At 68.5% G+C, this 22,704-nt stretch carries 22 protein-coding genes; 16 read left to right on the top strand and 6 right to left on the bottom strand.

The window, feature by feature from the left end:
* Positions 1 to 91: 91 nt before the first annotated feature.
* The 3 genes from G1H11_RS12710 to hppD all read right to left on the bottom strand — a co-directional run bounded on the left by G1H11_RS12710 (position 92) and on the right by hppD (position 2,863).
* Positions 92 to 1,024 (bottom strand): cation diffusion facilitator family transporter, encoded by a 933-nt coding sequence (locus G1H11_RS12710; RefSeq protein WP_163818953.1) that lies wholly within the window; start codon positions 1,022 to 1,024, stop codon positions 92 to 94.
* Positions 1,024 to 1,509, bottom strand: a complete 486-nt coding sequence (locus G1H11_RS12705; protein ID WP_216843712.1) for an ArsR/SmtB family transcription factor — start codon at positions 1,507 to 1,509, stop codon at positions 1,024 to 1,026. The genes G1H11_RS12710 and G1H11_RS12705 overlap by 1 nt, the downstream gene beginning before the upstream one ends.
* A gap of 142 nt (positions 1,510 to 1,651) precedes the next feature.
* Positions 1,652 to 2,863 (bottom strand): 4-hydroxyphenylpyruvate dioxygenase, encoded by a 1,212-nt coding sequence (gene hppD / locus G1H11_RS12700; protein ID WP_163818952.1) that lies wholly within the window; start codon positions 2,861 to 2,863, stop codon positions 1,652 to 1,654.
* A gap of 212 nt (positions 2,864 to 3,075) precedes the next feature.
* Between hppD and G1H11_RS12695 the strand changes: the two genes are divergently transcribed.
* Both G1H11_RS12695 and G1H11_RS12690 read left to right on the top strand, forming a co-directional pair.
* Complete coding sequence (locus G1H11_RS12695; protein WP_163818951.1) at positions 3,076 to 3,537, top strand: Lrp/AsnC family transcriptional regulator; 462 nt, start codon at positions 3,076 to 3,078, stop codon at positions 3,535 to 3,537.
* A gap of 72 nt (positions 3,538 to 3,609) precedes the next feature.
* Entirely contained in the window at positions 3,610 to 4,125 is a 516-nt protein-coding gene (locus G1H11_RS12690; RefSeq protein WP_163818950.1) for a hypothetical protein, read from the top strand.
* 13 nt (positions 4,126 to 4,138) lie between these two features.
* On the opposite strand, the gene G1H11_RS12685 is transcribed toward G1H11_RS12690, so the two are convergent.
* Complete coding sequence (locus tag G1H11_RS12685; protein ID WP_163818949.1) at positions 4,139 to 4,306, bottom strand: hypothetical protein; 168 nt, start codon at positions 4,304 to 4,306, stop codon at positions 4,139 to 4,141.
* 392 nt (positions 4,307 to 4,698) lie between these two features.
* On the opposite strand from G1H11_RS12685, the gene G1H11_RS12680 reads away from it, so the two are divergent.
* The 8 genes from G1H11_RS12680 to dhaM all read left to right on the top strand — a co-directional run bounded on the left by G1H11_RS12680 (position 4,699) and on the right by dhaM (position 12,896).
* On the top strand, positions 4,699 to 5,238 hold the full coding sequence (locus G1H11_RS12680; RefSeq protein WP_163818948.1) for a (2Fe-2S)-binding protein: 540 nt from the start codon (positions 4,699 to 4,701) through the stop codon (positions 5,236 to 5,238).
* On the top strand, positions 5,235 to 7,640 hold the full coding sequence (locus G1H11_RS12675) for a xanthine dehydrogenase family protein molybdopterin-binding subunit (protein WP_163818947.1): 2,406 nt from the start codon (positions 5,235 to 5,237) through the stop codon (positions 7,638 to 7,640). The genes G1H11_RS12680 and G1H11_RS12675 overlap by 4 nt, the downstream gene beginning before the upstream one ends.
* Complete coding sequence (locus G1H11_RS12670; protein ID WP_163818946.1) at positions 7,637 to 8,491, top strand: FAD binding domain-containing protein; 855 nt, start codon at positions 7,637 to 7,639, stop codon at positions 8,489 to 8,491. Before G1H11_RS12675 ends, G1H11_RS12670 begins: the two co-directional genes overlap by 4 nt.
* A gap of 119 nt (positions 8,492 to 8,610) precedes the next feature.
* Positions 8,611 to 9,456, top strand: coding sequence for an SRPBCC family protein (locus tag G1H11_RS12665; RefSeq protein ID WP_163818945.1), 846 nt, complete (start codon positions 8,611 to 8,613; stop codon positions 9,454 to 9,456).
* A 241-nt stretch (positions 9,457 to 9,697) separates the two neighbouring features.
* On the top strand, positions 9,698 to 10,660 hold the full coding sequence (locus G1H11_RS12660; protein ID WP_163818944.1) for a quinone oxidoreductase family protein: 963 nt from the start codon (positions 9,698 to 9,700) through the stop codon (positions 10,658 to 10,660).
* A 192-nt stretch (positions 10,661 to 10,852) separates the two neighbouring features.
* Positions 10,853 to 11,842 carry a dihydroxyacetone kinase subunit DhaK gene (gene dhaK, locus G1H11_RS12655; protein WP_163818943.1) on the top strand — a complete coding sequence of 330 codons (990 nt, stop codon included), beginning with the start codon at positions 10,853 to 10,855 and terminating at the stop codon, positions 11,840 to 11,842.
* 2 nt (positions 11,843 to 11,844) lie between these two features.
* Positions 11,845 to 12,471, top strand: a complete 627-nt coding sequence (dhaL, locus tag G1H11_RS12650) for a dihydroxyacetone kinase subunit DhaL (protein ID WP_163818942.1) — start codon at positions 11,845 to 11,847, stop codon at positions 12,469 to 12,471.
* Positions 12,468 to 12,896, top strand: a complete 429-nt coding sequence (dhaM, locus tag G1H11_RS12645; protein ID WP_163818941.1) for a dihydroxyacetone kinase phosphoryl donor subunit DhaM — start codon at positions 12,468 to 12,470, stop codon at positions 12,894 to 12,896. Before dhaL ends, dhaM begins: the two co-directional genes overlap by 4 nt.
* 66 nt (positions 12,897 to 12,962) lie before the next feature.
* Here dhaM and G1H11_RS12640 read toward each other — a convergent pair whose 3' ends face one another.
* The gene (locus tag G1H11_RS12640; RefSeq protein WP_163818940.1) at positions 12,963 to 13,238 is read right to left on the bottom strand and encodes a DUF3039 domain-containing protein; all 276 of its coding nucleotides are present in this window, start codon (positions 13,236 to 13,238) and stop codon (positions 12,963 to 12,965) included.
* A gap of 111 nt (positions 13,239 to 13,349) precedes the next feature.
* Between G1H11_RS12640 and G1H11_RS12635 the strand changes: the two genes are divergently transcribed.
* Positions 13,350 to 14,795: an MFS transporter gene (locus tag G1H11_RS12635; protein WP_163818939.1), complete on the top strand. Its 1,446-nt coding sequence runs from the start codon at positions 13,350 to 13,352 to the stop codon at positions 14,793 to 14,795.
* Positions 14,796 to 14,921: 126 nt separating this feature from the next.
* Positions 14,922 to 16,700, top strand: a complete 1,779-nt coding sequence (locus G1H11_RS12630) for a DEAD/DEAH box helicase family protein (protein ID WP_163818938.1) — start codon at positions 14,922 to 14,924, stop codon at positions 16,698 to 16,700.
* Positions 16,701 to 16,729: 29 nt separating this feature from the next.
* Here the strand turns inward: G1H11_RS12630 and G1H11_RS12625 are convergent, their stop codons facing one another.
* The gene (locus G1H11_RS12625) at positions 16,730 to 17,707 is read right to left on the bottom strand and encodes a LacI family DNA-binding transcriptional regulator (RefSeq protein WP_216843710.1); all 978 of its coding nucleotides are present in this window, start codon (positions 17,705 to 17,707) and stop codon (positions 16,730 to 16,732) included.
* A gap of 202 nt (positions 17,708 to 17,909) precedes the next feature.
* On the opposite strand from G1H11_RS12625, the gene arfA reads away from it, so the two are divergent.
* The 4 genes from arfA to G1H11_RS12605 are packed head-to-tail and all read left to right on the top strand — an operon-like array spanning position 17,910 to position 22,699.
* Positions 17,910 to 19,436: an arabinosylfuranosidase ArfA gene (gene arfA / locus G1H11_RS27040; RefSeq protein ID WP_216843709.1), complete on the top strand. Its 1,527-nt coding sequence runs from the start codon at positions 17,910 to 17,912 to the stop codon at positions 19,434 to 19,436.
* A 31-nt stretch (positions 19,437 to 19,467) separates the two neighbouring features.
* Positions 19,468 to 20,826 (top strand): ABC transporter substrate-binding protein, encoded by a 1,359-nt coding sequence (locus G1H11_RS12615; RefSeq protein WP_216843708.1) that lies wholly within the window; start codon positions 19,468 to 19,470, stop codon positions 20,824 to 20,826.
* 5 nt (positions 20,827 to 20,831) lie between these two features.
* Entirely contained in the window at positions 20,832 to 21,812 is a 981-nt protein-coding gene (locus tag G1H11_RS12610) for a carbohydrate ABC transporter permease (RefSeq protein WP_163818937.1), read from the top strand.
* Positions 21,809 to 22,699 carry a carbohydrate ABC transporter permease gene (locus tag G1H11_RS12605; RefSeq protein ID WP_163818936.1) on the top strand — a complete coding sequence of 297 codons (891 nt, stop codon included), beginning with the start codon at positions 21,809 to 21,811 and terminating at the stop codon, positions 22,697 to 22,699. The genes G1H11_RS12610 and G1H11_RS12605 overlap by 4 nt, the downstream gene beginning before the upstream one ends.
* Positions 22,700 to 22,704: the final 5 nt, after the last annotated feature.

Below are 22,704 nucleotides of genomic sequence, written 5' to 3'. Positions count from 1 at the left end.
TGACGGCGTGCGGCCCGGTGATCGTCCATGCCCTGATCGTCACCGGGACTCGCATCCGGACCCGGGGTCGTGAGCCCGGCTACGAGCCACGTCAGTCGTGTCGGGCATGCTCGTGGTCGACGTGGCCCCGGGGTTCGATCTGGAACGTGCTGTGCTCGATGTCGAAATGGCCTGCCAGGCATCCGTGCAATCCGTCGAGGATCGACTCGCTGCCGCACTCGTCGAGCCTGAGATCGTCCACCACGACGTGCGCCGAAATCACCGGCACACCACTGGTGATCGTCCAGGCATGCAGGTCATGGACGTCCACGATGCCCGGGACCTCCAGCATGTGGGTGCGGACGTCGTCCAGATCCACGCCTCTCGGCGTCGCCTCCATGAGGACGTTCAGCACGTCGCGCAGCAGCATCCACGCACGCGGCAGGATCAGCACGCCGATGAGGATGGAGGCTATGGCGTCGGCGCGCAGGTAGCCGCTCACCATGATCACGACGGCAGCGGAGACCACCGCGATCGAGCCGAGCATGTCACCGAACACCTCGAGGTAGGCACCCCGGACGTTGAGACTCTCCTTCTGACCGCGGCGGAGAACGAGCAGCGCGACGCAGTTTCCGACTAAGCCCGCGGCGGCGGCCGCCAACATGACCCCGCTCTCGACCTCGCCCGGCTCGACCAGCCTCCGCATGCCTCCGATCGTCACCAGCACGGCCACCACACCCACGATCAAGGCATTTGTGAGCGCCGCCAGGATCTCCACACGCTGGAGCCCGAAGGTCCGCTTGGAGCTGGCCGGGCGGGCCGCGATGATCGTGGCCAGGAGCGCCACGGCAACGCCGGTGCCGTCGGTGAGGCTGTGGGCGGCATCGGCAAGTAACGCCATCGACCCCGACCACCACGCGCCGATCACCTGGACCACCGTGATGGAGGCGATGATTCCCAGCACCACCGCCATCCGCTTGCGGTATGCGTACGCGGCAGTGCCCGTGGCCGGCGCGCCGTGCCCGTGGCCGTGTCCGAATCCCATCACGGCCTGCCCTGACCGGACAGAACGCAGCCTCGGACGGTGACGCCGCATGCCGCCGCGGGCTCAGGACGATGACGCTCGGGGCACAGGGCGCCCGCTGATCCATCGGCGTCCAGAATTCTCTCCGCCGCCGCCAGGAGCTCCCACAGCTCTGGCTTGGCGAGCGCGTAGAAGGTGGACCGGCCGTGCGGATGCGCGTCGACCAAGCCCGCGGAACGCAAACAGGCCAGATGCCCGGAGACGGTGGACTGAGCCAGGTTCAGCTCACGGGTGAGCTCGACGACGCGTCGCTCGCCGTCGGAGAGCAGCCGGATGATCCGCAACCGCACTGGATCGGACAGGCTGTGAAACAACCTGACAGCCGCACCGTCCGCCACGGAACCGTCCGCTGTCGCGCCGTCCGCCGTAGCCACGTCGGCTGCGGAGCCAACCCCGCTCCGACGGCCATCGTCCTGGGCCGGAGCTCTGTGCCGATTCATCGCCATCCACCGATGATAGCGGAATTTTCCGATCCATGGTGCGATTCCAAATGATCATGTAAACCATGCCTTCCCCAGCGATACGAGGCCTGCAGGCATGGTGGAGCACGAGAAAACATGGTTTACATGATCATTTAGGCCGGCGCGGTCAGAGGTTGCCGCGGCGCTCCTGTTCCCGCTCGATGGACTCGAACAGGGCCTTGAAGTTGCCCTTGCCGAAGCCGAGGGAACCGTGCCGCTCGATCAGCTCGAAGAAGACGGTAGGCCGGTCGCCGATCGGCTTGGTGAAGATCTGCAGGAGGTACCCGTCCTCGTCCCGGTCGACCAGCACGCCACGCTTCTTCAGCTCCTCGATCGGCGCTCGCACCTGACCGATCCGGGACCGCAGCTCTGGATCGTCGTAGTAGGCGTCGGGGGTGTCGAGGAAGTCGACACCCTCCGCTCGCATGGCGTCGACCGTACGCAGGATGTCGTTGGTGGCCAGGGCGATGTGCTGGCATCCGGGCGATCCGTAGAACTCGAGGTACTCGTCGATCTGCGACTTCTTCTTCGCTATGGCCGGCTCGTTCAGCGGGAACTTCACCCGGTGGTTACCGTTGGCCACCACCTTGGACATCAGGGCGGAGTACTCGGTGGCGATGTCGTCGCCGACGAACTCGGCCATGTTCACGAATCCCATGACCTTGCGGTACCAGTCGACCCAGTAGTCCATCTTCCCGAGTTCGACGTTGCCGACACAGTGGTCGACGGCCTGGAAGAGGCGCTTGGGCGAACCCTCACGTTTGCGGTAGCTGGACGCCCGCTCGGCGTATCCCGGCAGGTACGGGCCGGAGTACCGGGAGCGGTCGACGAGCGTGTGCCGGGTGACCCCGTAGGTGGCGATGGCGGCCATACGGACGGTCCCATACTCGTCGGAGACCTCGTACGGCTCGTCCAGGATGGTGGCGCCCTGTGCTCGCGCGTGCGAGACACAGGCGTCGACGTCGGGCACCTCCAGGGCGAGATCCACGACCCCGTCGCCGTGTTCGCGGTGGTGGTCCACGAGCGGGCTGTCCGGGGACACGCCACCCTTGAGCACGAATCGCGCGGACCCACTGCGCAACACGAACGATTTGTGATCCCGGTTGCCCGTCTCCGGGCCCGAGTAGGCGACCAGCTCCATGCCCATGGCCGACTGATAGAAATGGGCGGCCTGGGTGGCGTTGCCGACCACGAACACCACCGCGTCCATCGCCGTGACCGGGAAGGGATCCTTCGACTCGTCGTACTCGACCAGTCCGACGAGCTGCTTGAGCTGATCGACGTCGAGGTCTGCCGCTCGCTCTTCGGGAGTCAGGGTGTGGGTGGAATCGGTGGTCATGACCGGCCTCCAGAATGGTCCGTCGCGGATGGGGTCGCGCGCCGAGGGGTTGTCCTTCCTGGACTCTCGCCGTCTCCTGGGCGGCTGCGCAAGTGGCAGCCATGGCCATGAACATCGTGTACATTCTGAGTAGCTGATACGACATGCACGTATGCAGGTTGCCTACCCTCCGGTGTCCGCACGGCCGGATGGACGAAACCCGGGAAGACCTCATGACAGACCTCCTCGACACCCGCATCATCGAGCTGTTCATGCACGAGCCGCGCGTCGGCGTGCTCGAGGCCTCTCGCAGGCTGGGGGTGGCGCGCGCCACCGTCCAGTCTCGCCTCGACAAGCTCATGACGGCGGGCGTGATCTCCTCACTGGCCCCGAGCATCGACCCGGCCGCGCTCGGCTACCGCGTCACCGCCTTCGCGTTTCTCGACATCCGGCAGGGAGCGAGAGAGTCCGTGGCCGCCCACCTGGACCGGATCCCCGAGGTTCTCGAGGTCCACACCATCACCGGCCAGGGGGATCTGCTGTGCCGGATCGTGGCCAGGGACAACGACGACCTCCAGCGGGTCATCGACGACCTCGTCGGGGACGACGACATCGTCCGGACCTCGACGGTCATCGCGCTGTCCACGGTCGTCGGACCGCGTATCCTGCCCCTCGTCCGGTCAGCGGCCGGCTGAATCGCCTCCCGCGACGCCCGCAGTACGGACGACGATTGGCACAACGCGGTGGATCAGGCTTAAATGTGCAGAGTGTCCAGTCGAGCTTCGGGCGGAACGCTAGCCGCCTTCCTGATATTCGCCGCCATCATCGGCTTCGCCGGTGGCGCGTATCTAGGTACGCAATCAGGCGATGCCGAACCGAACTCCGCGCCCACGCTGTCCGGCGATGCGGACGCTGACGGCGACGCCGCCGCTGACGGGAACACGGACGAACCCGAAGGCGACGAGGAAGAACCGAACGAAGACGACGAGCCCGCCGGTGACGGCTCGTTGACGTTCTCCCTGAGCCAGTCGTCGGCAGCCGCCGGCTCGCGCATCGACTACTCCGGCCGCCTCGGCTCCGGAGAAGAAGGCGTGACCCTGCAGATCCAGCGCAGCATCGATGGCGGCGAGTGGGAGGACTTCCCGGTCAGCCGGGACACCGGAGCCAACGGCGAGTTCAGCGGCTATCTGGAGACCGGCAGGAGCGGATCCAACAGCTTCCGCGTGGTACGCGCCGACGACAGCTCCGTCGTCTCAGAGCCGGCCACCGTCGAGATCCAATAACGGGCGCGCCTCTTCAGAACAGCACGCGCAGACGGTCGGCGGGGCCGAGGAAGCGGTGATCGGACACGCAGTGGAGGTCGACGTGCTCGACCGGACCGGAGGTACCGGACAGCTCTCCCCGGCTTTTCACCGTGGCCGGAAGACCACATTCCGGGCAGTCGGACAGCATGCGATCGGACATGATGGCGGCACTCCTCGCTGACGAGAGCGGACGTCGCGCCACCCTTGCCGCGAGAACCGGGAACGCCACCGCAGACCAGCGACGCACCAGTGCGACATCGTGGCCCAATCCAGGGCATGATCGCCACCCGTCGCCGCAGTGACGCCCCTCACTCTCGCCGCCCGTGATGAGAAATGCTCACGGACCGGACAAGTTCCCCAGAACCTCTTGCGGCGGCCGCCCCGCGTCGTCTTTGCTGGTGCGTAACAAGCGCGCACCGGGATCTGGACGCCGCCACACTGGTCGAGATCGCGAGCACAAGGAGGTGGAGCGCGCGCTACGGCGCCAACCGTTGCGCAAAACCCTCGGGCCGGCGAGTCACTGGCCGGCCCCGTGCGCACGCGGGAGGGCCCATGACTCATATCTCCATGACGGTCGACGGCGTCAGGTACGACGACGACGTCGAACCGCGCACTCTGCTCGTTCACCATCTTCGAGACCGGCTCGGCAAGGTCGGCACCGTGGTGGGCTGCGACACCAGCAACTGCGGTTCCTGCACGGTGCTGATGGCCGGAAACAGCGTCAAGAGCTGTACCGTGCTGGCCGTCCAGGCCGATGGCTCGGACGTCACCACCGTCGAGGGACTGGCCGGGCGAGACGGCTCGCTTCACCCGGTGCAGCGCTCCTTCCACGAGACTCATGCGCTCCAGTGCGGGTATTGCACCCCAGGCATGATCATGGCGGCCGTGGATCTGCTGGCCGAGAATCCCGATCCCAGCGACGACGAGATCCGCGAAGGGCTCGAGGGCAACCTGTGCCGCTGCACCGGATACCAGAACATCGTCAAGGCGGTCCGGGAAGCTGGCGCCGCCATGCGGACGTCCGGCCAGCAGGTACCGCCGGCCAAGCCGGCCGAACGGCCGGAGACCGCCGCGCAGGAGGTGACGACATGACCGTCACCGAAGACCGGTCCGGCGCCGAGGTCGGCCGGGACCGCCGGCGCAAGGAGGACTCCCGGCTCATTACCGGCCGGACGATGTGGACCGAGAACATCAGCCTGCCGGGCATGCTCCACCTGGCCATCCTGCGCAGCCCGATGGCCCACGCGCGCATCACCCACATCGACGTCGGTCCCGCACGCGAGCTACCCGGCGTGGTCGAGGCGATCGCCGGGCGCGACATCGCCGACATCCAGGGCTCCCTCCCCTGCGCCTGGCCGGTGACCGAGGAGATGATCCTCCCCGACTACCCGCCGCTCGCCGTCGACGAGGTACGCCACGCCGGAGAGCCGGTGGCCGTCGTCGCAGCCCGGGATCGGGTCAGCGCGATCGACGCCCTCGAGGCCATCGAGGTCGACTACGAGCCGCTGCCCGCGGTCCTCGACATGGAAGCGGCGCTGGCCGACGGCGCCGATCTGGTCCACAGCGGCCACGGCACCAACAAGTGTTTCTCCTGGATCCTCGACTCCGCCGAGGCCGGCACCGGCGACGACGTCGGGCGCGCTGAGGCGGATGCCGAGGTCGTGATCAAACGCCGCTATCTCCAGCAGCGGCTGATCCCCGCGTTCATGGAGCCGCGCAGCGTCGTCGTCGATCCCACGGGTGAACAGATCACCATGTGGTCGGCCACCCAGATCCCGCACATCCTCCGGCTCATGCTGGCGATGGCCACCGGCGTGGCCGAGCACAAGATCCGGGTGATCGCCCCGGACGTCGGCGGCGGATTCGGCGGTAAGCTGCAGGTCACTCCCGAGGAGTTCATCGCCTTCGCCGCCGCTCGCCGCTTCGGCCGTCCCGTCAAGTACGTCGAGTCGCGTTCGGAGTCGATGCTCTCGGCACATCACGGCCGCGACCAGATCCAGGACATCACCCTGTGCGCGAAACGCGACGGCACCGTTACCGGGCTGTCGGTCAAGCTCCTGGCCAACATGGGTGCCTACCTGGGCATCGTCACTCCAGGTGTGCCTCTGCTGGGCGCGTTCATGTACAACGCGATCTACAAGTTCCCTGCCTACCGGTTCGATTGCACCGGCGTGTTCACCAACACCACCAAGACCGACGCCTACCGCGGCGCGGGCCGGCCGGAGGCGACGTTCGCCATCGAGCGGACCATGGACGAGCTCGCCGCCGAGCTGGGCATGGACCCACTGGAGGTGCGCCGCCGCAACTGGATCGGGCACGACGAGTTCCCCTTCACCACGGTGGCCGGGCTCACCTACGACTCCGGCAACTACGAGGCCGCCACCGACAAGGCGATGGAGCTGTTCGGCTACGACGCACTCCGGCGCGAGCAGGACGAACGCCGGCAGTCGAACGATCCGGTGCAGCTCGGCATCGGCGTGTCCACTTACACGGAGATGTGCGGCCTCGCACCGTCCCGGGTTCTCGGCCAGCTCCGCTACGGCGCCGGCGGCTGGGAGACCGCATCGGTGCGCATGCTTCCCACCGGAAAGGTCGAAGTGGTCACCGGCACCTCGCCGCACGGGCAGGGCCACGAGACGGCGTGGAGCCAGATCGTGGCGGACGAGCTGGGCGTACCCTTCGACGACGTCGAAGTGCTCCACGGCGACACCCGCACGTCGCACAAGGGCCTCGACACCTACGGCTCCCGGTCGCTCGCGGTCGGGGGCATCGCACTGGTCAACGCCTGCCAGAAGGTGGTCGACAAGGCCAAGCCGATCGCTGCCCATCTCCTGGAGTGCGACCCGGCCGACCTGGAGTTCGTCAACGGCCAGTACCAGGTCAAGGGCTCCCCGGGAGCGGCGAAGACGCTCGGGGACTGCGCGCTCGCGGTGTTCACCTCACACGATCTCCCGGACGGCGTCGAGCCGAATCTCGACGCCGACGCCACGTTCGACCCCGGGAACTTCTCCTACCCGCACGGCACGCACCTGTGCGCCACCGAGGTGGACACCGAGACAGGGCGGGTGTCCATCCGCTCGTACGTCGCGGTGGACGACGTCGGTCGCGTGGTCAACCCGATGATCGTGGAAGGGCAGGTGCACGGGGGTATAGCGCAGGGCATCGGCCAGGCCCTGTTCGAGGAGGCCGTGTACGACGCCGACGGCAATCTGCTCACCGGCACGTTCGTCGACTACCTGCTACCCGGCAGCCCGGACCTCCCGGACTTTGTGACCGCCCGGACCGAGACGCCGGCCACGGACCACCCGCTCGGGGCCAAGGGTGTCGGCGAGGCCGGAACCATCGCCTCGACACCCGCGGTCGTCAACGCGGTGGTCGACGCGCTGCGGCCGCTGGGCGTCTCCGACGTCCGCATGCCGTGCACCCCGGAACGGGTGTGGCAGGCGATCCGCGATGCCCGCAACGGTGCCCACGAAGGGGGTGAGCGGTCATGATCCCGGCCGCTTTCGAGTACAGCCGGCCCACTGGAATCGACGACGCCGTCCGTGCCCTGAGCGAGGGCGGTGAGGACGCCAAGGCCATGGCCGGCGGGCAGAGCCTGATCCCGATGCTGCGGCTCAGGCTGGCGGTGCCGAGCGTCGTCGTCGATCTTGCCGGAATCACCGACCTGGGTGGCATCCGCGACGACGGTGACGCCTTGGTGATCGGGGCGATGACGACGCACGACGAGGTCCTGAACGACGAGCTGATCAAGACGCACGTCCCGTTGATCGCGCAGGCCACCGCTACTGTGGCGGACCGGCAGGTGCGGCACCGGGGCACGTTCGGCGGATCTCTCGCGCATGCCGATCCGGCTGGGGATCTCCCCAGCGTGGCGGCCGCGCTGGACGCCTCGTTCGAGATCGCCGGTCCTGCCGGCCGGCGGACCGTGCCGGCGTCGGAGTTCTTCGTCGACTACCTGACATCGGCGGTGCAGCCCGACGAGATCCTCGTCTCCATCCGGGTGCCGAAGCTCGGCGGATGGGGCAGCCACTACGAGAAGTTCAGCCGGGTGGCGCAAGCCTGGGCGATGGTCGGGGTCGCGGCAGCGGTTCGCCGCGACAACGGCACGATCGCCGACGCGCGCGTCGCGCTGACCAACATGGGGGCCACACCGGTGCGAGCGAGGGCGGTGGAAGAGGCTCTGATCGGCGGGCCCGCGTCCGCCGATGCGGTGGCGGCCGCGGCGGAACGGGCGGCGGAGGGCGCGGAGCCGAGCAGTGACGTCTCGGCGTCGGCCGACTACCGCTCGCACCTCGCCACGGTCCTCACCCGCCGCGCGGTCTCCGCCGCCGGGAGACTGTGAACTCCGCAAGCTGGGTTGCCGCATGCCCCAGCTCGTGATCGATGGCCGTGAGCGGGTATGTACCGCCGAAGCAGCGGTATCCCGCTCACGGTCACCACGCGTCGAGAGAAAGAGGCACCATGCAGCTGGTTCACCAGTTCACCGTCCCGGCACCGATCGACGACGCATGGAAGACACTGCTCGACCTGCCGCGGGTAGCACCATGTATGCCCGGCGCCACCCTGGACGAGTTCGACGGTGAGAAGTTCACCGGATCGGTCAAGGTGAAGCTGGGACCGATGACGCTGCTGTACCGCGGCCAAGGCCGGCTCGCCGAGACCGACGAGTCGGCACACCGGCTCGTGATGGAGGCCTCGGGCAAAGACACCCGGGGATCCGGCACGGCCGCCGCCACCGTCACGGCGAGCCTGACCGCGGACGGCGACCGCACACAGGTCAACGTCACCACCGATCTGAAGATCACTGGCCGGCCGGCGCAGTTCGGCCGCGGTTTGATCTCGGACGTGAGCGGCAAGCTGCTCGACCAGTTCGCCGACTGCCTGGCAAAGACTCTGGGCACTACCCCGGCTGAAGCGGCCGCCACCGTGTCAGGAGCCGCCGTGTCAGGAGCCGCCGTCTCCGGGGCCGCCGTCTCCGGGGCCGCCGTCTCCGGGGCCGCCGTCTCCGCGGCCACCGGCACCCCAGGTGAGACGGCGGCCGAGCCTGGCCTGGTCGGTATCGGCGGCTCGGACGGCGAAGACCTGACTGACGTGCGGGCCGCCGCGCCGGGCGAGCCGGAGCTCGGGGACCGGGGTTCGGTCGAGGATGCCGAAGCCGACCGGGCTCAGGTGGAGGTCGAGCCGATCAACCTGCTCGAGATCACGGGCGCGCAGGAAGCGCTCCGTCGCTACGGGCCGTACGCCGGCGCCGCAGCCGCGGTGCTCGCCGCCGTGTTCTGGGTTGGCCTCCGCCGGCGACGGCGCTGAACCGGGCGGACCTCACTGCTGAAAGTTGACTTCTCTGCCGTGAATCGCGCTGAATCCCCCGATCATGCCCGCAAACGCGATTCAGACCATAGAAGTCAACCCTCAGCAGTGAAGTCGCGTCTGGGTACCGTCCACGACGACGTCGCCGGCTGACTGCCCTCGTGGCCTCTACCTTCGATCAGGCAGGATGGAAGGGACGAGGCTCTTGCGGGAAACGTGACCGTGATCGAGAGGATGACTGATGCGCGCAGTGCTGGTACGGGAGAACGGTGGACCGGACGTTCTCGAGGTGACGGACGTGGACCCGCCCCAGCCGGAGGCCGGCGAGCTCCTGGTCGACGTGGGGGCGGCCGGGGTGAACTACATCGACACCTACCAGCGCGAGGGCAGATATCCCGTCCCCACCCCGTTCACGCTCGGCATGGAGGGTGCGGGCACGGTCCGGGCCGTGGGTGCGGACGTGACCGGAGTGCGGGCCGGTGACCGCGTGGCCTGGAAGGCCGCGCAAGGCTCCTACGCCGAGCAGGCGATCGTTCCCGCCGACGAGGCCGTGCCCGTACCGGAGAGCGTCTCCACCGACGACGCGGCCGCACTGCTCCTTCAAGGGCTGACCGCACACTATCTGGCGACGTCGACCTACCCTGTCCAGCCCGGCGACTGGGTCGTCGTGCATGCGGCCGCCGGTGGGGTCGGGCTGCTGCTCACCCAGATCGTCAAGATCCGCGGGGGTCACGTCCTGGCGACCACATCGACGGAAGACAAAGCCGAGCTCGCGAAGGCGGCCGGCGCGGACGAGACCACCTCCTACGAGCAGTTCGCCGACCGGGCGCGGGAGCTGACCGACGGTGAAGGGGTGCCGTGCGTGTACGACGGGGTTGGCCGGGCGACCTTCGACGCCGGACTGGACGCGTTGCGGGTACGCGGCACCATGGCACTGTTCGGTGCGGCCAGCGGCCCGGTGCCACCACTGGACCCGCAGCAGCTCAACGCGAAAGGCTCGCTGTACCTCACCCGGCCCACTCTCGCGCACTACTGCCGGAATCGGGAGGAGCTGCTGGCCCGCACCGATGAGCTGCTCGAGTGGGTGGGCTCCGGCCGGTTGGACGTGCGGGTAGGCGGCCGGTATCCGCTCGCCGAGGCCCGGCGCGCCCACGAGGACCTCGAGGGCCGCAAAACCACCGGCAAGCTCCTGCTGATCCCCTAACTACCCGCCCTCCTCAACGCATGCCAGGGGTTAAGGTCGCTACGGAGGGCGATTTATCCGAATTTTACGACCCTGACCCATGCCAGGGGCTGAGATCGGAGGGGCTGAAATCGGGCCGGCCGGGCGTAGGGTGGCCGTAGGTAGTTGCCGGATCGTGAGGACCGGCCCGGACCAGCTGAGTTGGAGTCTTCGATGAAGAAGTTGATCAACTCCCCCGATACCGTCATCACCGACGCGCTGCGCGGCATCGCCTCGGCGCACCCGGAGCTGACGGTAGACATCGAGAACCGCGTCATCGCCCGCGCCGAGAAGGTTCCCGACAAGGTCGGCCTCGTCTCCGGCGGCGGTTCCGGGCATGAGCCCCTGCACGGCGGCTACGTGGGGCACGGCATGCTCGACGCTGCCGCACCCGGTGAGGTGTACACCTCACCGGTCCCGGACCAGATCCTCCTGGCCACGCAGGCTGCGGACTCCGGCGCGGGTGTGCTGCACATCGTGAAGAACTACACCGGCGACGTGCTCAACTTCCGGATGGCGGCGGAACTCGCCGAGGACGACGACATCCGCGTGGTCTCCGTGGTCACCAACGACGACGTCGCGGTCGAGGACTCCACGTTCACCGCGGGCCGTCGGGGCACCGGCGGGACCATCGTCGTGGAGAAGGTTGCCGGCGCGGCCGCCACGGAAGGCGCCGACCTGGACACGGTCGCGCGGATCGCCACGGAGGCGAACGAGCGCTCCCGCTCCTTCGGCATCGCACTCAAGGCCGGCACCGTCCCCGCCGCAGGGAAGCCTGGATTCGAGCTGGCCGAGGACGAGATCGAGTTCGGCGTGGGCATCCACGGCGAGCCCGGCCGCGAACGCGGCAAGCTCGCGCCGTTGCACGAGCTCGTCGGTTACGCCCTCGACGCCATCCACGCCGATCTGCCGGTCGATGGCGACGTTCTGGTGATCGTCAACGGACACGGCGGAACTCCGCTGATCGAGCTGTACGGTGCCTTCGCCGAAGCCGTCGCCTGGATCGAGGGCCACGGCGCGCGAGTGGCACGCAATCTCGTCGGCAATTACATCACCAGCCTCGACCAGGAGGGCTTCTCCATCACCGTCACGTTGCTCACCGACGAGCTCACCAGGCTCTGGGATGCGCCCGTGTCGACACCGGCGCTGCGGTGGGGGATGTGACGATGATCTTCGACACCCAGCGTGCGATCGCCTGGATCAACCGGATCGCCGAGCTCGTCCGGGCCGACGTCGAGCGGCTTACCACGCTCGACACCGCGATCGGCGACGGCGATCACGGCGCCAACCTGGACCGTGGCATGACCGCGGCCGTGGACGCGCTGGCGGAGAAGGAGCCGGAAACACCGGGCAAGGTTCTGATCACCGCCGGACGTGGACTGGTGAGCAAGACCGGTGGGGCATCGGGACCCCTCTACGGCTCAGGCTTCCGCGCGGCTGGGAAGGCCATGCGGGACGAAGGCGACGTCGTCGCCCTCTCCGACGCACTGGAAGCCATGCTCAGGGCCATCGAGGAGCTCGGCGGCGCACATCACGAGGACAAGACCATGGTGGACGCGTTCGCTCCGGCCGTCGCCGCATTCCAGCAAGCAGCCGGCGCCACGGCGGACATGCACACCGCCGCGGTCGCCGCGGCGGAGGCCGCCGAGGCCGGGCTCGCCGCCACCGTCCCGCTGCAGGCCCGCAAGGGCCGGGCAAGCTACCTGGGACCGCGCAGCGTCGGCCACGAAGACCCGGGTGCGGCTTCCACCGTGCTGATCTTCCGGGCACTGGCGGACGTGACCGCCGAATGAGTAGCTCGGCCAATGGCGGACCCACGCCACCGAGCGTGGGTATCGTCCTCATCTCGCACAGCGCGGCGCTCGCCCGCGCCGCCGCCGAGATGGCCGCCGCCCTCGCCGGTCCAGAGGTGACCATCAGACCCGCCGGCGGGACCGACGACGGCTCGATGGGCACCAGCATCGATCTGATCGGTACGGCGGTGCGGGAAGCCGACAGCGGTGGCGGCGTCCTGGTCCTCATGGACATGGGCAGCTCCGTGCTGACCGCGAAGACGCTGCTGGAAGATCTCGACGATGACGACGCGCCGGCGGTCAGACTCGCCGACGCGCCGTTCCTGGAGGGCGCGGTAGCGGCGGCGGTCCTGGCATCAACGGGGGCCGACCTGCAGACCGTAGCCGAGAGCGCCGAGCAGGCGTGGAGCATGCGCAAGCTCTAAAACGCGCTCCCGGGACTCCAGTCCCGGGAGCGTGAACACGCCGCATCAAGTCGGGCTGCTGGGGGCCTACGACTCGTCGTCGCCGCCGCCCTTGCCCGGCTTCATCTTCTCCCACTTTTTCTTGCACTCAGGGCAGACCGGGTATTTCTGCGGATCCCGACTGGGCACCCAGACCTTGCCGCATAGGGCGATCACGGGAGTGCCGTTGATCATCGCATCGGTCAGTTTGCTCTTGGAGACGTAGTGCGAGAACCGTTCGTGGTCACCGTCGCCGTCACCAGGCTTCGTTCGGGCGTCGGGCCGCTGGATGGTCTCGGCGCCCGGGCTCAGTTGGGTACTCACCCCACCCAGTGTACGGACCGTCCGCGGCGTCGTCGTGGTTCGATTCGCGTCCCCGGCCGGAGCAGCCGAAACCGACTGGACCCGGTACATGAGTGTCCCTAGGATTCATTCATGACCTCATCCTCCGCGGCCGGCACCACCCCCCGCATTCTCGGCCCGGAGCACCGCAAACTCACGCTCGGCATCGTGGCCACGGTCGTCTTCATCGCCTTCGAGGCGATGGCCGTGGCGACTGCCATGCCGAAGGCCGTCCCCGACCTCGACGGCGTGGCCCTGTACGCACTGGCTTTCTCCGGATTCTTCACCACAAGCCTCCTCGGCATGGTGATCGCCGGCGAGACGTGCGACCGCAGAGGACCCCGCCTTCCCATCATCGCTGGCGCACTGGCGTTCACCATCGGACTGCTCCTGGCCGGCGCTGCTCAGTCGATGTGGCCGTTCATCGCTGGGCGCGCGGCGCAGGGCCTGGGCGGCGGCCTGGTCGTGGTGGCTCTCTACGTCGTGGTCGGACGCTCCTATCCCGAGTCGATGCGTCCACGGATCTTCGCGGCGATGTCGGCCGCCTGGGTTGTGCCCTCGATCGTCGGGCCATTGGTCGCGGGGCTGCTCGCCGATCACGCCTCCTGGCGCTGGGTCTTTCTGGGCTTGGCGCCATTCGTCCTGTTGCCTGTCCTGGCGATCATGCCGTCCGTCCGTGCCGTGGACGGCCCACCGCCGTCCGGCCCGGTGATCCGCCGCCGGCGGATGCCGCTGGCGCTGGCCACGGCCACCGGCATGGGCATCCTGCAATATGCCGGAACGCGCCCGGATCTGGTCGCGCTCGCTCTGGTGGTCGTCGGGCTCGCCCTGGTCGTGCCCAGCGTGCCACGGCTGCTGCCACCCGGCACGCTCCGGGTCCGGCGTGGACTACCCACGGTGGTTCTCATGCGCGGCATCCTGGCCGGGTCGTTCTTCGGAGCGGAGGCGTTCCTGCCGCTCCTGCTCGTCGCCGAGCGCGGCCTGTCGTCGACTCTGGCCGGGCTGTCCCTCACTGGCGCCGCGCTGGGCTGGGCGGCAGGCTCCTGGTACCAGGGGCGGCCGCGGACCGTGGTGCCGCGTTACCTGCTGGTGCGCTTCGGCAGTGCGGGCGTCTCGATGGCGATCGCCCTGCTGGGACTGGTGCTGCTGCCGGCCATCCCGGCCCTGATCGCGGCGCTGATCTGGATGTTCGGCGCGTTCGGCATGGGAATGGCCATGTCCAGCATCTCCGTGTTGCTGTTCCAGGTCTCTCCCGTCGAGGAGCACGGCACGAACTCGGCCGCCATGCAGTTGAGCGACGCCTTGTTCTCCATCGCCTTCGTCGGCCTGGCCGGCACCATCTTCGGCTCCAGCCACGGAGCGGAAGCGACCACCGGTACGTCAGTGCCCATGTGGGTCTATGCGGTGATCCTGGCCGTCATGTCCGCGCTGGCCGGATTCGGCGCCTGGGCAGCGGGCCGCCTGAACGTACCCGCGCCGGAGCCCGTCGTGCCGGAAGCCGCGGACGACGCCGGACCGGCCCGGCACGTCGGTCCTTGACCTGTCCGAGGGTGCGGTTAAGGTCAAGAGTGAGCCCGGTTCGTGGAGCGGCCGAGGACGCGTGTTGTCACCGTTGCCGCAGCGGGTCGGGCTTTGCTGTGCCCCAGGACAACAACCAGGAGATGTGTGAGTACCTCCGCTGCTGAGCACCTGCCCCCGGCCTATCCGGCCCGCGCCCCGTGGGGAACCGCGGGCCGGCTGCGCGCCTGGCAGCAGGCCGCCCTCAGTGACTACATGCAGCGCGAACCACGCGATTATCTGGCGGTCGCCACACCCGGCGCGGGAAAGACCACCTTCGCGCTCCGGGTCGCGGCTGAACTGCTCGCCAAGCGAGCGGTCCACCAGCTCACCATCGTGGCGCCCACCGAACACCTGAAGCGCCAGTGGGCCGACGCCGCCGACAAGGTCGGCATCACCATCGACCCGGCGTTCTCCGGGCGCAAGGGCCGCACCAGCCGGGATTACACCGGCGTGGCCGTCACCTACGCCGGCGTCGCCGCGCATCCGATGCTGCACCGCGCCCGCTGTGAGAACCGCCGCACGCTGGTGATTCTGGACGAGGTCCACCACGCGGGTGACTCGCTCTCCTGGGGAGAGGCCGTACGTGAGGCGTTCGACCCGGCCGCTCGCCGGCTCGCGCTCACCGGTACACCGTTCCGGTCCGACATCAATCCCATCCCGTTCGTCACCTACGTGCCAGACGCCGACGGGCTTCAGCGCAGTGCGGCGGACTACACCTATGGCTACGCGAACGCCCTGCAGGACGGCGTCGTACGCCCCGTGCTGTTCATGGCGTACTCGGGTGAGATGCGCTGGCGCACTCGTGCCGGCGACGAGGTCGCGGCCCGCCTGGGCGAACCGCTCACCAAAGACCTGACCGCGCAGGCGTGGCGCACCGCGCTGGACCCCGAGGGCGAGTGGATCCCGTCCGTGCTGCGCGCGGCCGACACTCGCTTGACCGAAGTACGCCGGCACGTTCCCGACGCGGGCGGCCTGGTGATCGCCACCGACCAGGAGAACGCCCGGGCCTACGCCGCGCTGCTGGGACGGATCTGTGGCGAGCGCCCCACCGTGGTGCTCTCCGACGAGCCCAAGGCGTCGAAGAAGATCGCCCAGTTCTCCGACAACGACCACCGCTGGATGGTGGCGGTGCGGATGGTCTCCGAAGGAGTCGACATCCCACGCCTGGCGGTCGGCGTGTACGCCACCGCCACCCAGACGCCGCTGTTCTTCGCCCAGGCAGTCGGCCGTTTCGTGCGGGCGCGCAAACGCGGCGAGACGGCGTCCATCTTCCTTCCCACGGTTCCCTCCCTGCTCTCCTACGCCGGCGAGATGGAGGCGTCGAGGGAGCACGTCCTCGGCAAGACGTCCGCGCCCGACGACGATCCCGCGGCGGCGGAAGAAGCCCTGATGAAAGCGGCGCAGCGGCAGGAGACGGGAGCGGACGAGCTAGTGCCGTTCGAGGCCCTCGGGTCCGACGCCGCCTTCGACCGGGTGCTGTACGACGGCGGCGAGTTCGGCACGCAGGCCCAGTCGGGCTCCGCGGAGGAGGCCGACTACCTCGGCATCCCGGGGCTCCTCGAGCCGGATCAGGTCACCGCACTCCTCCGGCGCCGGCAAGCCGAACAGCAGTCCGGGCGTCAGCAATCCGGAGGACAGTCGGAGGCCGCCACGGCCGACTCCGGTTCCGCCCGCACGGTGCCCGAGCATGAGCGGATCTCCATGCTGCGGCGCGAACTCAACGGCCTGGTGGGAGCGTGGCACCACCGCACCGGCAAGCCGCACGGAGCAATCCACACCGAACTGCGCAAAGCGTGCGGCGGTCCACCCGCCGCCCTCGCCACGGCCGAGGAGATCCAGGCGCGAATCGACACGATCCGGGAGTGGGCGATCGCCCGGCACTGACGCCCGGCGTCACCGGCTGGCGGGCACCGTCACCCCGCGGTGCTCTCCCGCACCTCGACGGTGAACGGCACCTCGACATCCTCGGCGGCGGCGTCGGGCTCCGACACACGCCGGGCCACCAGCCGCACCGCCTCCTCCGCCAGAAACGGGACATCGGGCGAGACCGTGGTCAGGGTCGGCGCCGAATATCTGCCGTCCTCGATGTCGTCGAACCCGGCCACCGCGATGTCTTGCGGCACGCGCAGACCCCGCTCTCGCAGCGTCCGCAAGGCGCCGAGGGCCATCAGGTCGTTGAAGCAGAAGACGGCGTCCACGCCGGCCGGCGCGTCGAGAAGCGCCGCCATCGCCCTGGCCCCAGTGGTGCGGTCGTAGTTCACGTCGCCGACCATGAGCGCCGGGTCGACGCGATGGCCGGCGGCCTCGAGCGCCTGCCGGTATCCCTGACCTCGCAATGCGCCCGTGCCGGACTCATGTTCGGCACCGATGGCGGCGATCCGCTTCTTGCCCGTCTCGATCAGATGCTGGGTCACCTGCCGCGCGGCCCGGACATTGTCCACCGCGATGTGGTCGTAGCCGGCGGGATAGCCGCGCTCGCCGAGGAGGACCATGGGCGTCGGCTCCGTCCGGGCCGCCACGTCGGCGGCCGGCGTGGCCATCGGGCTGAAGATGATGCCGTCGATCAGGGTCGACGAGAGGCCCTCCAGGACGACGCGCTCGCCCTCGTGTTCGCCTGAGGTCTCCTCGATGAGGACCACCAAGCCCCGGCGCTTCGCAGCGGCACCGATCTCCGAGGCCAGCGAGGCGAAGTACGGCGAGGTCAGCTCCGGGACGGCGAGCGCGAGGAAGCCGGAGCGTCCGTGCCGCAGGCTGCGCGCCGTCATATTGGGGCGATAACGCAGCTCGGCGATGGCCTCCAGGACCTTCTCGCGGGTCTTCTCCGTGACGTTCGGGTGGTTGTTGATCACATTGGAGACGGTCTTGAACGACACGCCGGCTCGATCGGCCACGTCTTTGAGTCGGGCCCCCAATGTCGCCTCCATGTGCCGCGGTGGATGATCCGAGTCTAGGCCGTACGCGCCCGCCGGTTCCGCCTGACGCCCGGGCGGCGGCCGCCGCGATTCCTTCTCGATCACCCCTTTACAACGGAGGATATCCGGTGAAGGATGTCTGCACGGTTATCCGTTGTAAATCTCTGCGAAAGAGGTGTCCGTGTACGAAGTCGACGTCGCGGTGGATCCCGCATTCGTCATCGGGGATGTAGATCGCCGCCTGTTCGGGACATTCGTCGAGCACATGGGCCGATGCGTCTACGGCGGCATCTTCGAGCCCGGCCATCCCACCGCCGACGAGTACGGCTTCCGCCGCGACGTGGCCGACCTGGTCGCTGAGCTCGGCGTCACCGTTGTCCGCTACCCCGGCGGCAATTTCGTCTCCAACTACCGCTGGGAGGACGGCGTCGGCCCAGTGGAAGACCGTCCGCGCCGCCTGGACCTCGCCTGGCGCGCCATCGAGCCGAACACCGTGGGCGTCGACGAGTTCACCCGCTGGGCACGAGGCGTGGGCATCGAGCCCATCATGGCGGTCAATCTCGGCACCCGCGGCGTCCGCGCGGCGGTGGACCTGCTGGAGTACTGCAACTACCCGGCGGAGAGCACCGCGATGGCCGACTGGCGGGTCGCCAACGGGCACAAGGAACCGCACGGCGTACGCACCTGGTGCCTGGGCAATGAGCTTGACGGGCCGTGGCAGATCGGGCACAAGACGGCAGACGAGTACGGCCGGCTCGCGGCGGAGACCGCACGCGCCATGCGCCGTGCCGACCCGGACATCGAGCTGGTGGCGTGCGGTAGCTCCAACAGCGGCATGCCCACGTTCGGCGCCTGGGAACGCACCGTCCTGGAGCACACCTACGACCTGGTCGACCACATCTCACTGCACGCGTACTACGAGCCGGTGGAAGGCGACGTCGACAGCTTCCTCGCCTCGTCGGAGGACATGCGGCGGATGATCGCCACCATCGCCGCGACCGCCGACCATGTCGCGGCCGTCACCCGGAGCCGCAAGCGCCTGACGATCTCCTTCGACGAGTGGAACGTCTGGTACCAGAACCGCTTCCCCGGGGAGTCCGGCCTCCAGATCCGTGACGGTGGCCCCCTGATCGAAGACGTCTACGACGTCACCGACGCCGTCGTCGTGGGAGACCTGCTGATGGCGCTGCTCGACAGCAGCGACCGCGTGGCCATCGCCTGCCAGGCCCAGCTGGTGAACGTCATCGGGCCGATCCTGACGGCTACGGGAGGGCCAGCCTGGAGGCAGGCCATCTTCCATCCGTTCGCGCTGACCGCACGGCATGCCCGGGGCACCGCGCTGCGCACCGCCGTGCGGACACCCGAGCTGTCCACCAGCAGGCACGGTGACGTCCCGGCCACACGGGTCAGCGCCGTGCACAATCCGGCCGACGGCGAGCTGGTGCTGCTCGCCACGAACCGGGACCGCACCAGACCGGCGCAGCTCACCGCGTCGCTGCGGGCGTTCGAATCATCCGGGCACAGCGTCGAACTCGTCGAACATCTGGCGCTCGCCGACGACGACCCGGCCGCCACCAACAGTGCCGACCAGCCTGACCGGGTGCGGCCCCGCCGCGTCACCTCCAGCCAGGTGGGCGACGGCAGCCTCACCACCGTTTTGCCGCCCGCCTCCTGGCACCTCATTCGCCTGCGCACCGCCCGACAGTGATCCACTTCCCATCGTCTGTGAAGGAGCCGCTGTGAGCACGACACCTCGTCACTCGTCCACCCCCTTGACCCGCCGACGCTTCCTCTCCGCCACCGGTGCACTCGGCGCCGGAACCCTCCTGGCCGCCTGCGGTGGCGGTTCCGCATCCCCGGGCTCCGGCTCGGCATCCGGACCGGCCGCGGAACCCGCTGCCGACACCTACGACGGCCCGAATGTCGAGCTGGAGTTCTGGAACGGGTTCACCGGCGGCGACGGCCCCTACATGCAGGCCCTGGTCGACGCGTTCAACTCCGAACACGAGAACGTCAACGTCCGGATGACAGTGATGGAGTGGGCGGACTACTACTCCAAGCTGCCTGCGGCAGTCACCTCCGGCCGGGGGCCGGACGTGGGGATCATGCACATCGACTCGCTGTCCACCAACGCCGCGCGCAACGTCATCATGCCGCTGGACGATGTGGCCGCTGCGCTGGACCTGAACGCGTCGGATTTCGCCGAGGCCGTGTGGAACGCCGGTGAGTACGCGGGACAGCGCTACGGCATTCCGCTCGACGTGCATCCCCTCGGATACTTCTACAACAAGCAGGTACTGGCCGACGCCGGACTCGACCCGGAAGACCCGCCGATGGACCGCGACTCCTACGAGGCGGCACTGGAGGCGCTGAAGAGCGCCGGGGTCGCCGGCCACTGGATGTCGCCGCACACGTTCACTGGCAGCATGACGCTCCAGTCGCTGATCTGGCAGTTCGGCGGGTCGCTCTTCAACGACGACGGCACTGAGGTGACTTGGGACCAGGATCCCGCGATCGAGGCGCTGACCTGGATGGTTGACGCGATCAACAATGACTACAGCCCGTCCGACGTGGGCCAGGACGCGGACGCGATCGCCCTGCAGAACGGCCAGACAGCGTTCAATTGGAACGGCATCTGGCACATCAACACCCTCAAGGAGGTCTCCGGGCTGGAGTGGGGCGTCGCACCCTTGCCGAACATCGGCGGCACCCAGGCCGCGTGGGCCGGATCGCACAACTTCGTGATGACCTCGCAGCGCAGGCCGGACGAGAACAAGCTCGACGCCGCCCGGGTGTTCATCAACTGGGTCAGCCAGCAGTCGCTCGACTGGGCCGAGGGCGGGCAGGTGCCGGCGCGCAGCTCGGTTCGGGAGTCGGCCGAGTTCCAGGAGCTCACCGAACAGGCCGCGCTGGCCCAGCAGGTCGACTACCTGCGCTTCCCGCCCGCGGTGCCCGGCATCGGCGACGCCTTCGCCGACTTCGACCAAGCGCTCAACGAGGCGGTTCTGCTCACCAAGGAACCCGCTAAGGCGCTCAGCGACGCCGCGGCCAGGGCGACGAAGAAGCTGGAAGAGAACCGCGACCGGTACAGCGAGTAGCCGCCATGGCGACGACAGCCACGTCGCCGGGCCGGACCGGGCGGCGGGACAGTACCGGGGCCACGTCCCGGATCCGCCGCCACGCGCCGTGGACGCCGTACGCGTTCATGGCGCCGTTCCTGGCGATCTTCATCACCTTCGTGGCGGCTCCCGCCGTGTTCGGCCTGTGGATGAGCCTGCACGACTGGGACTACATGCTCGAGGTCAAGCCGTTCGTGGGGTTCGCGAACTATCTCAACCTGTTCGACTCCACGTCGGCGGCGTTCGAGATGTTCTGGAACGGCATTCGAGCCACGGGCATCTTCACCGTCGCGAGTGTGCCGCTGCTGGTGGGCATACCGCTCGGTCTGGCCGTGCTCCTCAACCGCCGATTCCCCGGCCGGACGTTCTTCCGTGCCGTGTTCTTCATGCCGTACGTGCTCGGGGTGGCCGTCGTCGGATTGCTGTTCCGGTTCGTGCTCGACCCGAACATCGGCATCCTCAACGCCGCCATCGATGCCGTCGGCCTGGACAGCCTCCTCAACGCGCTCGGTGTCGGCACGCCGATCCCGTGGATCACAGCGCAGCCGTGGGCGTGGATCAGCCTGGTGGCCATGACGGTCTGGTGGACGCTGGGCTTCAACACCATCATCTACCTGGCCGGCCTGCAGGACATCCCGGCGGAGCTCTACGACGCCGCCAAGGTGGACGGCGCGTCGTCCTGGCAGCAGTTCCGGCACGTGACGCTTCCGGGATTGCGTTCGGTGCTGGTGTTCGTCGTGGTCATCACCGTCTTGGCGTCGGCCAACATGTTCGGTCAGTCAGTATTGGTCACCGGAGGCGGCCCGGGTGACTCCACCCGGACCGCGCTGATGGTGATCCTGGGCGAGGGCCTGGAGTCGTTCCGGATGGGATCCGCCGCCGCGATGTCCTACCTGCTCGCCGTGTTCCTCGGCATCGTCTCGATCATCAATGTCCTTGCTGTGCGGGAGAGGAGGAAGTCATGACGACGACGCTCGCCGAACGCGCATCGGGCAGTGCCGCCCCGGACCGCCAGACAGGGGCACGCTCGCTCTTCAGCAGCGCAGTCTTCTGGCTGTTCCTCGCGGTCCTGACCGTGATCTTCATCGGCCCGATCCTGTGGATGTTCCTCACGTCGCTGAAGACCAACCCCGAGGCGACCACGATTCCGCCGACGATCCTGCCGGAGCAGGCCACCTTCGACGCCTACGACTCCTTGCTCCGCCTCGACGGCTCCTACCCGGTGCTGCGCTGGTTCTTCAACAGCCTGCTGGCGGCGACACTGCACATGCTCCTGGTGCTCGCGGTCGCCTCGTGCGCGGCGTACGCGCTGGCCCGGCTGAGATTCCGGTTCCGGGGATTCTTCTTCGTGGTCATCGTGTCCACCCTGTTCGTTCCCGGCTTCGTCTTCCTGATGCCCAACTACCTGATCATCGACCGGCTCGGCTGGCTGGACACGGTGTGGGCGCTCGTGGTCCCGGGAGCGGCGGGTGCATTCGGCGTGTTCTTCCTGCGCCAGTTCTTCGCCATGCTCCCCGGCGAGCTGGAGGAGGCAGCCCTGATCGACGGCGCCAACCAGTGGCAGATCTTCACCCGCGTGGTGCTGCCCAACTCCAAACCCGCTCTCGCCACACTGGCGGTGCTGTCCTTCCTCACGAACTGGAACGACTTCATCTGGCCGATCTACGTCCTGTTCAGCCCGGAGCGGCTGACGCTCCCGGCCGGCCTGCGGCTCCTGCAGGGCGCCTACACCACCGACTATCCGGTGATCATGGCCGGAGCCTTCGTCGCGAGTGTGCCGGTGCTGATCCTGTTCGTCTTCACCCAGCGCTACGTCATCGAAGGTGTCTCTCGCAGCGGCCTGAAGGGATGATCCAC

The sequence above is a fragment of the Phytoactinopolyspora alkaliphila genome, assembly GCF_010550695.1.
Classification (GTDB): Bacteria; Actinomycetota; Actinomycetes; order Jiangellales; family Jiangellaceae; genus Phytoactinopolyspora; species Phytoactinopolyspora alkaliphila.
The sequence above is the reverse complement of the archived record's forward strand: the minus strand, read 5'-3'. Positions and strand labels throughout refer to the sequence as shown.